The sequence below is a fragment of the Bradyrhizobium sp. CCGB12 genome, assembly GCF_024199845.1.
Lineage (GTDB): Bacteria > Pseudomonadota > Alphaproteobacteria > Rhizobiales > Xanthobacteraceae > Bradyrhizobium.
This window is the reverse complement of record NZ_JANADO010000001.1, coordinates 5777262-5790149: the sequence shown is the minus strand read 5'-3', so window position 1 is coordinate 5790149 and position 12888 is coordinate 5777262. Positions and strand designations below refer to the sequence as shown.

General features: G+C 58.4%; 8 protein-coding genes. 6 read left to right on the top strand and 2 right to left on the bottom strand.

Going from position 1 to position 12888, the window contains the following annotated elements:
- Nucleotides 1-8 precede the first annotated feature (8 nt).
- The 5 genes from NLM27_RS26520 (at nucleotide 9) to NLM27_RS44140 (ending at nucleotide 7507) form a co-directional block, all read left to right on the top strand.
- Complete coding sequence (locus tag NLM27_RS26520) at nucleotides 9-3398, top strand: glycosyltransferase (protein WP_254146097.1); 3390 nt, start codon at nucleotides 9-11, stop codon at nucleotides 3396-3398.
- Between the two features lie 166 nt (nucleotides 3399-3564).
- A complete protein-coding gene (locus NLM27_RS26515) occupies nucleotides 3565-4698 on the top strand; it encodes an acyltransferase family protein (RefSeq protein ID WP_254146096.1) in 1134 nt (377 codons plus the stop codon).
- Nucleotides 4699-6163: 1465 nt separating this feature from the next.
- Nucleotides 6164-6760 carry a hypothetical protein gene (locus NLM27_RS44150; protein WP_375142280.1) on the top strand — a complete coding sequence of 199 codons (597 nt, stop codon included), beginning with the start codon at nucleotides 6164-6166 and terminating at the stop codon, nucleotides 6758-6760.
- 2 nt (nucleotides 6761-6762) lie between these two features.
- Nucleotides 6763-7287: a hypothetical protein gene (locus NLM27_RS44145; protein WP_375142279.1), complete on the top strand. Its 525-nt coding sequence runs from the start codon at nucleotides 6763-6765 to the stop codon at nucleotides 7285-7287.
- Nucleotides 7288-7318: 31 nt separating this feature from the next.
- The gene (locus NLM27_RS44140) at nucleotides 7319-7507 is read left to right on the top strand and encodes a hypothetical protein (protein WP_375142278.1); all 189 of its coding nucleotides are present in this window, start codon (nucleotides 7319-7321) and stop codon (nucleotides 7505-7507) included.
- Nucleotides 7508-8026: 519 nt separating this feature from the next.
- On the opposite strand, the gene NLM27_RS26505 is transcribed toward NLM27_RS44140, so the two are convergent.
- Complete coding sequence (locus tag NLM27_RS26505) at nucleotides 8027-9391, bottom strand: FAD/NAD(P)-binding protein (protein ID WP_254146095.1); 1365 nt, start codon at nucleotides 9389-9391, stop codon at nucleotides 8027-8029.
- 1214 nt (nucleotides 9392-10605) lie between these two features.
- On the opposite strand from NLM27_RS26505, the gene NLM27_RS26500 reads away from it, so the two are divergent.
- The gene (locus tag NLM27_RS26500) at nucleotides 10606-10761 is read left to right on the top strand and encodes a hypothetical protein (RefSeq protein ID WP_254146094.1); all 156 of its coding nucleotides are present in this window, start codon (nucleotides 10606-10608) and stop codon (nucleotides 10759-10761) included.
- Nucleotides 10762-10961: 200 nt separating this feature from the next.
- Here the strand turns inward: NLM27_RS26500 and NLM27_RS26495 are convergent, their stop codons facing one another.
- Nucleotides 10962-12356: an FAD-binding oxidoreductase gene (locus NLM27_RS26495; RefSeq protein ID WP_254146093.1), complete on the bottom strand. Its 1395-nt coding sequence runs from the start codon at nucleotides 12354-12356 to the stop codon at nucleotides 10962-10964.
- Nucleotides 12357-12888: the final 532 nt, after the last annotated feature.

Here is a 12888-nt window from a genome sequence, read left to right as displayed (position 1 = left end):
ACAGTCAGATGACGATTATTTCTCCCGGTCTCCAGTCGACCCGCTATTTCTTCGACGAGCGCCACTCGGTCCTGAGCGATGCTGCGCCATCAAGCTATGGTCCAAACATTGGAACGAATGGGCAGAACCTCACCATTTCGTTCCTTTCGCTGAACCGAGCGGGCCTTTCGATCAAGCTTCTCAAGTCGATCGCAGCGAATATTGCGAATTTTGCCGGTGAGGTGCTGATCGGCGACAACGGATCGAACCCGGAAGAGCTAGGGCAACTGAAGGCCTGTCTCGCCGAGTTTCCGTATCGCTATCGCCTGCTCGAATTCGAAAGCAATTTCGGCGTAGCCGGCGGCCGCAATCGCATCATGGAGCAGGCGTGCACCGATTGGGTGATCAGCGTCGACAACGACATATTCTTCTTTTCCAATCCAATCCGACAGATTCAACGGGAGTTGGCCCTCCTCGGCTGCCATTTCATGAGTTTCCCGCTGCTCAATCCTGACTTGAAGACGCTGTTCTCACACGGCGCCTGCCTGCAATCCGTCATCCAGGAAGGGAGTCCGCGCCTTACGATCAATCCCATCATTGTCCCGGGAAGCGATGTTCGGTCGGACGCGGACGGTGCAACCGACACGGCCTTCCTGAGCACATTTCTGTTTGGCGGAGCCTCAATCATCAACCGCGGCTCATTCCATCGGCTCGGCGGCTTCGACGACAACATGTTGATAGGCTTCGAGGATATCGACTTCTCGCTGCGGATCTTCCGCGAAGGCATGAAGATCGGCACAAGCGCGCTTCGGTTTCTCGTACATGATCACCCGAAGGCTGAGACGTCCGGTGATACCGACTACGAGCGCACTCGGTTCTCGCGGAAGACGCTGTACGAGTCCGCCCGCTATCTTGAGGCCAAGACGGGCTTTAAGATCTGGGGTGACGAAGTCGAGAGCTGGATGCGCTCCAACGAGCAGAAGCAAGGGTGGGCCGCTCCAGGCGATCCTGGCTCCGAAGCCGGGGGAGAACGGAAGGAGGCGATGGCGGCGCGGCGTCGTCCTCGTGTTGCGCTCTTGACCGACACTGATTCATGGGCGTTCGCCAATATTTCGCGGCAACTGGTGCGGAATTTGTCCGACCACTACGAGTTCGAGATTTTCCCGCTCACGACATTGGGGGAAATCGAGCACAGCCGTTGGCTGGCGGACAATTCAAAGGGATTGTACGCCGAGGGTGGTGCGAGTGCCCTGGGACTTGGGCTCGTCGCCGCCGAAGGCTTCGATATTATCCACGTTTTCTGGCGAGAGTTCCTTACGATCATCGATACGCCCTTGCTCGAGGACTATGCGCGCCGCATCGGTTTCACCTACCCTGAATTCCGGCGTCGGTTCATCGAATGCAAAACCATCTCGATCAGCGTCTATGACCACCTTTTCCTTTCGCCGGAGGATATGTCCGCCCGAGCAAAGATCTTCAACGTCCTTGCCTCGGGGTACTACGTCTCCTCAGAACGACTGCGACTGATCTACGATGCTGTCGGCAGCATTCCGCGTCCGGACGCGGTTCTTCCGGATGGCGTAGACCTGACCGTGTTCAGTCCGACGAACCTGGAGCGGTTCGACCACATGGGAGACCGTTTGGTAAGGGTCGGTTGGGTGGGACATAGCGGCTGGGCTTCATCCCTCGAGGACTTCAAGGGCGTCAACAGCATTCTCAAACCGGCGATCGAAGAACTGCAGGCCGAAGGATTACCTATCGTGATGCAGTTCGCCGACCGCAAGGAACGCTTTATTCCACACGCGCAAATGCCGAATTATTACGCGGGCATCGATGTGCTCGTGTGTACGTCGAAGATTGAGGGCACGCCGAATCCGGTCCTCGAAGCAATGGCCTGCGGCGTGCCGGTGGTGACAACCGATGTTGGAATCGTACCTCAGGCGCTCGGCCCTCTTCAGAGAGAGTTTATTCTGCCTGAAAGATCCGTTTCAGCGCTCAAGGATGCCCTCCGCCGGCTCGTAGGCAACCGTGAACTGTTCGCCAGATTGTCCGGGGAAAGTCTTGAGTACGTCAAGGCCTGGGATTGGTCGGAGCGCACGAAGCCGTTCGGGCAGTACTTTGATGGGCTGCTTCAAAAGGCGCGGGTCGCCGAAGGCGAAGCTCGGACGAAAATGTGCATGCTGCCATTCTCCAATCCGAGCATGGAGCCGGATGGCAGCATCCGGCTCTGCTCGGCGTCGAGCATCTTCGCCTACTACGACGAGACCAACATGGGCAATTGCCAGACTGATGGCTTGGCCTCGGTCTGGCAGGGTGAACGATATCAAGCCGTGCGCCGCGGTCTCCTAACGGGACACGCGCTCAAACCGTATTGCGGGAAATGCGAGTATCGCCACGAGGGTCCCTCCTGGCTGTTACAGATTCACCTGGCCTTGCACGCGTACCATAACGGCACGCGCACGTCGTCGGTCCTTGCCCTCCTTGGCCGCCGCGTCGAGCGTTACGAAGAGTATCGGGAGGCGGCGCCGTCGCTGGGCCTCAATCCCCTTCCCATGGATCCAGAACTCCACGCCGCCGCACTGGCGGCCTTTATGGAGCAACAGAAGACCTCAGGCCTCCCGATGGAAGCGCGCCTGGCACCGGAGCCGTTGGTGACCGGGGCAGACCTACCGATTTATATGGACTTCAACACGCTCAATCGCTGTAACGTGTCCTGCACGATGTGCCCGCCGGCCATACGCTTCGACGTGCAAGGCAAGAAGCGCGATCCGTACTATCGTCTTACGCTGGCCGAGTACAAGAAGATCACCAACGGCGCGCGCGTGAAAACGGCACACTTCGTCGGAGCCTATGCCGAACCGCTGCTCAACAAGGAGATATTTGATCTCGTCGCCCATGCCAACTCGAACGGAGCTTTCACGGCGGTAACGTCCAACGGGATGGCTTTGAACGAAGCGTTTGCCAATCGGTTGCTGGACGCTGGATTGGACATGATAACGATCTCGCTGCACGGCGCGACAAAGGAAGTGGCCGAAGGCATCATGCATAAGAGCAGTTTTGACCGCGTGGTGGCCAACATCCGTAGTTTCCAAGGGCTAAAGAAGCAACGCGGATTGAGCAGACCGGAAATTTACTTCAATTATGTCGGACAACATACGAACGTCAAGGACATGCCTGCCTTCATCGAGTTGGCCGCTGATCTGGGCGTTCGTTTCGTAAACTTCATCCACCTCATTGACGGTGATGAGGCGGTCGATAAGACGGAAAATCTAATCCACTATCCCGACATTCTGGCCCCGAACATTCTCAAGGCCAAACAGAGAGCCAAAGAGCTCGGCGTCTACCTGTCTGTAAGTCCGGCGTATGAAGAGATTGTCGCGAGCTACTATCGGCAATCGCAATCCATTGCTGCGAGTTGAATGGTGGACTTGGGGCGATGAAAGTTTGGTCAAGCCGATCGGGCAAATTTGCGGGCGATTTGGCTCAAAGCAAATCGCGCGAATGCGCGGGTGCTTGACGCGTGAGGTCTAAACTGGCGTGCACGCATGCCGTGCGATCTGCGACGTAAATTCGGGGGCAATCCCAATGGTTTCGAATTACCGAGCCGACATTGACGGCTTGCGAGCCGTCTCCGTGCTGCTCGTATTTCTCTTCCACTACGAGGTTCCCGCGGTCTCGGGCGGCTTTGTCGGGGTTGACGTCTTTTTTGTCATTTCCGGATACCTGATCACCGGCATTTTGATCACGTCTATGAAAACGCAGCAGTTCTCCCTAGCGTGGTTTTACGAGCGGCGGATTCGTCGCATCCTGCCCGCACTGTTGTCGACAGTTTCCGTGACGCTGATTGTCGGCTGGAGTCTGGACGGGATGTGGAAGTGGCCGTGTCCGGAGATTGCGCCGATTGAAGTGGCCACGTTTGCCGGGCCTGCGCGCAGTTCGCATCTTTGTGCTCTCGGTGCACCCTGGACGACGGCTCGCGATCGCGCACTCGTTTGGGGAGACAGCAACGCCGAGCATCTCCTGCCGATACTCAACTGGACAGGACTGGCCGACAACACTGCCATTGGGCTCGTCAACCCATGCCCTGGAATCGTCGAAAACGGCAAAGTCGAGCGATATTGGCCGGACAATCCCGCTTACAGCAGTCAATGCGGCCGGCAACGCGCGTCGGTGCTGGAGCTTCTGAGGAATCGGCCGGAGATCGGGACCGTCATTCTTTCCGCCCGCTGGTCGGACCTGCCAACGATGCTCTATCGAGGCAACTCGAACGTTCGCTCTGAAGCCATAGGGCTCCGGCTGCTGAGAGACTCGCTTCGCGACCTGCTCGATGAGATTGGACCGAGCAAAAAGGTGATCTTATTCGTAGACATTCCCAAGGTGCCCGTCGGAAATCCCACAGCATGCGCCATGGCGGGTCAAGCGCTCTTGCGACGTCCCTGCCCAGCGAATTTGGAAGCGCTCATCTGGCGCTATCTCACCGAGGTACAGCAGCCTGCGCAGGACGTCGTCCGCGAGGCGTCGGCCGGGAGGCCCAATGTCATCGTCCTCGATCCGGGAAACGCCTTGTGCGCGGATGGGCGATGCCGTGTCTGGTTCAATGGTGAGTTTCTCTATCGCGACCCGGACCACTTCCGCCGAAATTTCAGCCAGTCGACGAACGCTGCGTTGGCCGAACGGCTGGGGTTTCTGGCAGCCCTGCAGCCTATAGGCGTGAAATAGCCTGACGCTCGAAGAGCGAGACGTGCGACCGATTTTCGGCCGCTTTTTCCGGCTTTCTCCCGGCTCGGGGAAGAAGAAGACCCGCATCTCCGTGCCGTCGACGTCCGTCACCCATTCCAGTCTGGCGCGTCCATAACTTTCTTGCTGACCGTTCTTGGCGAGAAGGTTCTGTCTGCCGGCTTCCTACGCCGGTAGAAAGCTTGGATCAGAACTCGTCTTTTTCTCCAGAATTTGGGGGCGAAGCTCTCCTGCGTGCGATTGAGCGTCTGTTTCTCGCCGGGCGCTGCGGTGCGAATCTGGCGGGAGCACTGTCGGAGGATGAGAGAGGATAGCCGAGACACGGCAAATCAGCGTGACCTCGCACCTGATCTCGCTGCGATGAACCCAATCGCCGCAAACGAATGCGAACGCCGGCGAAAAGACTTGTGTGTGCAGTGCGGTCGTGTATTGTTGCGGTGCGGTAGCGCCTCGCGCTGCCGCCGCCCTCCTTGGGCGTTTCCTCCCTAGACTTGGGCCGCTTGTCATCCGAGCGGCCCCTTTTTTATTGCCGAGTATCTAGGTTTATGTCGGATTGGCCTTCGCATTTGAGGCCGCGCGAACGATATAGGCCGGGATCAAGGCGGAAGGCCGGGTTGCCTGAGTTTGGGCATTGCTGGGAGCTTTTGGATCGGAGCGATTTGTGCTCATTGCGATTGGAACGTCAATCGTCTAGGAGACAGCGATTGGTGCCGGTCAGACCACCGTAGCGGCGACCGAACTCCTCGCGCATCTCACGTTGAAGATCATCCCGCGGGGAGCGATCCAGGCAGGTTTCCAATCTGCCTCCCCAGCGCGCATCAAGTTGGGGTAGCAGAAAGCGCACTCAGGAATGCGTCGCCCGTTTGGATCGCGCCTTCGCGACCCGCCTCGCATTTAGCGCAAGGATCCAAAATGCATTACCTTCATGAGGACACGTAGTGTTGAGTTTGTCCGCTTGCCGGGCGCGCCGGTGCTCGCTCCAGGTTTACCCCCGAACCAAGCGCCCAACAGGCGAGGAGAGTACGCAACGCGCATTTATGCGGCGAGATTTGTGTTTTCCAATGCCGCGCGCGCGCCAAGCGCCCCTAATTCATCCATTTTCTTGTCGGAAAACTGGTTGGCGTCCGCAAGCATGGCTTCCTGACTGGCGTGCTGCCGATAGCTGCGAGATGGGTACTACCAGACTTGATAGGTTTGGTGTTCCTGGCTGTCAGCTGAGCGCGTTGCACCTTTTGGGAGACACGCCTCATGCGCGCTAAGTGTGGCCGGGACGGGAGAGACTCGGTGCACTTCGCTAGGACTGCGCTGCGCCGCACTGCTGTTGCACTGGCCCTGTTTGCCTGAGGCATGATGGGGAGCGCTTGGACCGACAATCGGCCGTCGCGCCCCGGGGCCGCGACGCTGGCCCACCAGAAGGGCGGTCCCGCCGCGCGCGCAAGTCAAACACTTGCACGCCGTCAGCGGCCGACTTCCGCCGGACTCCACCACCAGGCGAACGCTCGAGCTGCCCGGTCGGACGCTCGCATTTGCGGCGATCGCGGGCTCCATCCGCCTGTTCAGCGACACGGGCGAGCCACAGGCCGACATCGCATACACCGCCTATCAACTCGACGGCAGCGACCGCGTCACGCGCCCTGTGACCTTCTTCTTCAACGGCCGGCCCGGTGCATCGTCGGCCTGGTTACAGCTCGGCAATGCCGGTCCCTGGCGGCTGCCGATCAATGCTGACGAGGTCACACCATCGACCTCTCCGGACGTGAAGCCGAATGCGGAGACCTGGCTCGATTTCACCGACCTCGTCTTTATCGATCCGGTCGGGACCGGCTATAGCCGCTTCGTCGCGACCGGCGAGGATGTCCGCAAACGGTTCTTTTCGGTGGACGGCGATGTCAGCTCGCTCGCTCTGGTAATCCGCCGGTGGCTCGAGAAGCATGAAAGGCTGTTGTCGCCAATGTATGTCGCGGGCGAAAACTATGGTGATATTCGCGGGCCAAAGATGGTGCGCCAGTGCAGATGCAACAGGGCGTCGGAAACAAGCGCCTAATCATGATCTCGCCGGTGTTCGACGGAACTAGCCTTCTTCAAAACGTCGCAATGCTGCCGAGCTATGTCGCAATTGCACGCGAAGCCAAAGGACCGCTCGATCTCGCCGAAGTAGAAGCTTACGCGCGCGGCGAGTTGTTGACAGACCTCGTCAAAGGCAGGGCGGAGGAGGAAGCGGCCACGCGGCTAGCCGACAAGGTCGCAGCACTAACCGGCATCGACCAGGCGGTGAGCCGCAGGCTCGCGGGCCGCTTCGATGTCGACGCCTTCCGCCGCGAGCTCGACCACAACAACGGCGGGGTGGCCAGCCGCTTCGATGCTTCCGTCCGTGGCCTCCATCCATATATGGATGGAGGGAGCCTCGGATTCGGCGATCCCTCGCGTGACACGCTTCTGGCGCCCCTGACCAGCGCCACCGGCGATCTCCTCTCGCGCAAGCTGAATTGGCGGCCGGACTATGAGCTGAGCAACGCCGCGGTTTGGCGAGCCTGGGATTTTGGCGTAAGCCCCCCCGCACTCTTTGTTTGAGCTGCGCCAGATCCTTGCGACGGACGCAAAGATGACAATGTTGGTGGGACATGGCCTGTTCGGCCTCGCCACGACCTATTTTGGCTCGCAGCTTGTGCTCGATCTGTTGCTCACCTTTGCTGCGGCGCCGCGCGTCAAGCTCGCGGTCTATCCGGGCGTCACACGTTCTACTCGCGTGATGCGTCGCGCCAGGCTTTTCGCGCAGAGGTCGAAGCGATGATGAAGAAGCGGCGAAGTCACGAGCAAGCGCTCGCGTGTTTAATATGTCACCGCGTTCTGAGCGGGAGACCGCAACGGAAATCCTAACGCCAGCTTGCGAATTTTGGGAGATTGCCGGCTACGATCGATCTTGTTCGAGCCGGCCGGCTTCTTAAGGCTTAGTCACGGAGCACAATAAGCCTGCTGGCAATTGTCATCGCGCGGCCGCGCTCTTATCGCGGGCTAGTTCTCGGTCCACCTGAGTACCTCTTCTTAAAAGCGCTGATAGTGCGGATCCGATCGGAGCGCACGAGTATCCTTCTTGGCGCGAGCCAAATCCAACGCGTGCTGCCTTCGATTTCTCGTGCAAAGGAGAGATCGTCCGCCTCCGCCGCAGTCGTGCCGTCTGGGCAAGTGCTGCGGACCTCAGAACAAGTTCATAGATAGCGACCCTTTTGTCTTATGGTATGGACCTCAAGAAGAGCGGCATTTCTTGGCGGGAGGTCCAATAGTCAGACGCGTTTCATGATTGCGGTTTTGGTCAATACTCCCTTGCCGTATTGACGAGGAGGGCCGCAAGTGCAGCACATTGGTTGCGAATATCGGGTATCGCCACGATTTCCCAAAAAGTCGCACGTGTGATCGGACCGACCGCAAACAGGCGGCACGAAGGCGTGCCGTCGCGCTCGATGATCGCACAATTGCGATCCGTCTCAATGCCGATGCAGAGTGGGTCGACCCGGGCTAGACCACGATCGAACAAACTACGCACTGCTGGATTGAGCGTAGCGCGCGGATCTTTGACGATGCCGGTGCAATCGACCAAGGTGTTGACTTGCATCTCGAGGGGATTGGCATGGCCCCGGCGGCGGTACGTGACTCTGGCTCCGGTGCTATTGGGCTCGATGCTGGCCACCTTTGCAGCCATCAGGGTGAGTTGTCCGCTGTCAAGCGCCTGGGTGATGCGTGCTTCGACTTCGGGAGCCATCCGGTGCCGATGCACGTCCCACCAGGCGCGCGTGTGCTCGAGAAAGCGGTGTTTTGATGCCCTGGGGAGCTCATGCCACAGCCGCTGGGTATAGGGCCGAAGGCCATCGATGACACTGCGCCAATCGCCACCCTGGGCCGCATTCCGGTCAATTAGGTCGCGAAGCCAGCGTAGCAGGTTGTTGATACCGGCGCCGAAAGGAACATCCGTCTCATCAATTTGCAAAGCATCGACGTGACGGTGGGGTTTTGCGAGCAGGCCGCGCCGTGACATCGCCACGATCGGTCCGAGGTGGCCGTCACGCAGCAACGACAGGACATAGTCGACCATGGTAAGGCCCGTGCCCTGAATCAATACGGTTGCATCAGTGTCGATAAGAGCGGACGACCGCGGAGCCCAGGGATCTACATGAGCCGGGCGGTTAGCCTTCGTATCATGTCCCGTTGCAAGAACGACTGTATCGGCCACTAGCGATCTGCCATCATCCAGCGTAACCGACACGCAGGCGGGCCCCTCGTTGATGTCGACGCAAGTACCTTGCAGAATCGATAGACGCCGTGCGTCCATAGGGTTGGCTGTCTGTTGCTCGAGCAAACTCGCGATGTAATCGCCGTAGATGCGTCGTGGCACGAAACAGTAGGGATCAAGACACAGCGGCGCGCCTGCATCACGCGAGCTCAGCCAGCGCCAGAAATGGTCTGGTTTGTCGGGCAGCGCGCTCATATTTGAGGCGCGTACGTTGAGTAAGTGATCAGGGTTACCCGTATGATATGCGATGCCCCGGCCGATATCGGGACGCTGCTCGATCAGGGTGACGCGTAGATCGCTCGTCGGCCGATGCAGCAATTGGTAGGTAAGCAGCACACCACTGGCGCCGCCGCCGATGATGATCACGTGCCGCCTGCTCGAACTCGTCATGCTATCACTCTACCGATCAACAGCCGGCCGCCCGCGACGTCAGGACGCCTGTTTTCTGAAATCCCATCATAAGTGGCATCGCGAAGAATGTTAGGGAGAGCGTTGTGCGCAAATCTAAATATTTGAGCTAAGCATGACCAACAGATGCAAGCGATGCGGACGACCAGGAAATTGTCTTGCATTTGTCATTCTCGTCCGTGGACGGAGTGATCCCTACTGAGGTCATTTTCGCATTATTGATTCATCCGACCAAGGCGCCACGGGCACAGAACTCCCGGGACGAACCCGCGAGCTGTAGGTCGGAAGTTGATAGGCGGTCAATACATACCTTGGTTGCGACCTCAACATCACGCCAGCTCAAATTGGCGCAAGCCATGTTAGGCGACGATTGGAGCCGCGAGATCGGTCCGTGAAGCGCACGGCATGATCATCTACACGCATTTCGAGCTTGCGGGCGTTCCTGCGCCAATATCGAGTTGGTGCCTCCAGCACCGGGCCTACAGTCGGAGCGCGGCCTGCATGATGATGCAGTCCTCAAAGCATTGTCTGACGGAAAACGTACCGATGTCGCTTAATGGCCGGCGTTTCTGCTACCCGGCAGTACCAATTAGTAAAACTGCGCTTTTGGATGAAACGCATTCACATCCTGGATAGTGACGACGCTTTTGAAACCTTACTCAATCTCATGGTCGCAATTATGCTTTGATGACCAACGCAGTCTCAGGGCCGCCGCTTTGGGCGGCTGGCGGGGCACGATTCTTCCGTAATTGGCATGGCGACTTGTTCCTATAAAGTTCACGTGCCCAGCAGACGTCTGGTCTGGTTCAGCAAAACGACGCCCCGTTACCGGGAACAGTTAAATCCTCGACCGGCGAGAGTTCGTGGTCCGGTTTGGCTTGACGCCTAACAGAATTCTACCAGCGGGGAGGATCGGCTCGGCCGGGGCGCACCTAGCCCGGGAGGACTTCGTCTCAGTGGCGTAAGGTTGTCTAGTAACCAAAGAACGCCTGTGCGCGCCGGTGCACCTCATAGTCGTCGCCGGTGCCAGCGCCTCGCGCCGCAAGACTGGGTTCGCGCCTCTGCGACGGCCTTGTAACGGAAATAACCAGTCTCTTTCCGTTACGGAACAAGCCACTCATCCGCACAAGCGTGGCGCGCGAGCACGTAACAACTGTGATCGAGGTAGCACCTTCGCGGTGCTTTCAGGATAGGTGATGATCCTGATCGACCGATTTCGCCAGCCGCTGCTGGACGGCACGCGAAGAACAATTGAGACTTTGCAAGCTGTTCCCCGTGACGAGCAGGCGCGGTTTAACCATTGCCTCCTTGAATCGGGGGCGAGCTCTATCTCCGCCAAAGGTGAGAGCTGAGCTTGAGCCGAATTGTTTATGCGACCAGTCCGAGCGCGCGCCGCATCAGCATTCTCCTTATGGATGTCGAGCGAAGCAACCCATGAACTGCGAGGAGGCCGGGCCAGGGCCATGACAAGCGTTGGACCTCAACCTGCAGGAAAGGCCTTGCACAGGTTTGGCCGTTCACGCCGAGCTTCCCGCTCGGTGCTCGCATCCTCTCACATCGTGAAAATGCGTCCCGGGTTCAGGATATTGTTCGGATCGAGCGCTCGCTTGAGCGCACGCATCGTTTCGATTTCCTCCGACGTCCTACTCAAATTCAGGTACGGCCGCTTAACTATGCCGATGCCGTGTTCCGCTGAGATCGATCCGCCGAATTCACTGGTGATCTGATAAGCAAGCGCCTCCAATTCCTGGCGCCTGTCGGGCGTGTGCTCATGATGTAGCTCGATATGCAGATTACCATCGCCGGCGTGACCGAACACGATCGCAAATGCGCAGGAATCGATCTCCCTCATACGCTCGGCAATTGTCCTCACATACTGATCCATTCGGTTGAGGGCTATGCTGACGTCAAGGGCAATACGCGCAGCATAAGGAAACGTCCGGGCAAGTTCCAAACTACAATCGCGAATGCGCCATATCGCTGCTGCAGATGCATTTGACATCGAGAGCGTCGCGTCAGCAATCATGTTCGCGCGCATTGCCATATCAAGAAGCTTTTCGAGATCGGCATGGATGCGATGGGCATCGTCACCGGAGGCCTCGATCAAGACATAAAAAGGATAATGGACCGGCAGCGGCCGGACCAGGCCGTTCACGCGCTCAAGCGCAAGTCGGTAGTACTCGTTCCACATCACTTCAAATGCCGTCAGTTCTCCGCCCAGATGTTTCCGCGCCATCCCCAAGATCGAGATAACTCGTGCAAAGGAGGGTAGGGCACAAAGCGCAACTTGGCGCTCAGTAGGCGCGGGGAAGATGCGCAAGGCGGCTCGCGTCACCACGCCGAGAGTCCCTTCGCTGCCGATGAAAAGCTGTTTAAGGTCAATGCCGGTATTGTTTTTGATGTATTTGCGCAAGCCCTGTAGCACCGTGCCATCGGCGGCAACGACTTCCAGGCCAAGGACCAAGTCGCGCATCATGCCATACCGAATCACGCGATTCCCGCCGGCATTTGTCGAGATGTTGCCCCCGATCGTACAGCTACCGCGCGCACCGAGATCGAGTGGGAACATGTAGCCTTCCTGCCCGACCCTTTCCTGTACCTTTTGCAGCGGCGCGCCGGCCTGCACCACAGCTGCGGTTGAGGAGGCGTCCACCTCCTCGACCGCATTCATAAGTTCCATCGAAAGCACAATTTCACTGGAATTCGGCAGAGCGCCGCGCACCAATCCGGTCATGCCGCCCTGGGTCGTTAATGGCACTTTTTCGCTGTGACAGAGCCGGAGCAAGACGGAGACATCCTCCGTCGTCCTTGGACGGACGACCGCTCGCGGCTTCGCGACCGGTTTGCCGGCCAAATCGTGGTAATATCGAGAGTCAATGTCCGTGCCAGTCAGCACCGAACCCTTGCGGAGCGACTTGCACAGTCTGTCGATGAAATTGTCGGCCATATCCCTCACTCGGGTTAAACGTCATGGCATGTCCCGATTAGAACGCTACAGCGCTCTCGTTGGCGGGCAGGGGAGGTTCTCAGCGAACTAATTGAGTTCTTTGAGAGCACAAATCGTGCCCGCGCGCATGATTGTAGCGATCTAGCTATCTTCACCAGCGACGTCCGAACGAACTCCACCGCCCTCGAGCTTGCTGCGTGTTCCGCAGTAGCAATCGCCGTGCCACCCACATGAACCGCATGAGCAGCTCTGAGAAAGAAAGAACTTTTACGTGCCGAACCTTAAGTTGTGACTCCCATTAGCCAGCACGAATTCTGACGTTGGTGGCGTCTGCTGGGGTCAGCTCAGCCGTGATCGAGGAGGCCGTAGGGCATTCATTCGGGCGCAAATGGCCGCAGATGTTGTTTGGTTTCCAACGGCAAGTATGACGACTGTCGCGCTCTAGACAGCAGCTGTTCGGTGGCATGCGGGTTTTTATATCCCCAAACAACGGCTTGTCACGTATGCAGATCGTTGGCACGGCTGTTGCTAC

Bases quoted from the DNA above. Each gene is read 5' to 3' on its own strand.
- NLM27_RS26505 (WP_254146095.1), bottom strand. From the start codon at position 9,391: ATGACGAGTTCGAGCAGGCGGCACGTGATCATCATCGGCGGCGGCGCC.
- NLM27_RS26500 (WP_254146094.1), top strand. From the start codon at position 10,606: ATGATCCTGATCGACCGATTTCGCCAGCCGCTGCTGGACGGCACGCGA.
- NLM27_RS26495 (WP_254146093.1), bottom strand. From the start codon at position 12,356: ATGGCCGACAATTTCATCGACAGACTGTGCAAGTCGCTCCGCAAGGGT.
- NLM27_RS26515 (WP_254146096.1), top strand. From the start codon at position 3,565: ATGGTTTCGAATTACCGAGCCGACATTGACGGCTTGCGAGCCGTCTCC.
- NLM27_RS26520 (WP_254146097.1), top strand. From the start codon at position 9: ATGACGATTATTTCTCCCGGTCTCCAGTCGACCCGCTATTTCTTCGAC.
- NLM27_RS44140 (WP_375142278.1), top strand. From the start codon at position 7,319: ATGACAATGTTGGTGGGACATGGCCTGTTCGGCCTCGCCACGACCTAT.
- NLM27_RS44145 (WP_375142279.1), top strand. From the start codon at position 6,763: ATGATCTCGCCGGTGTTCGACGGAACTAGCCTTCTTCAAAACGTCGCA.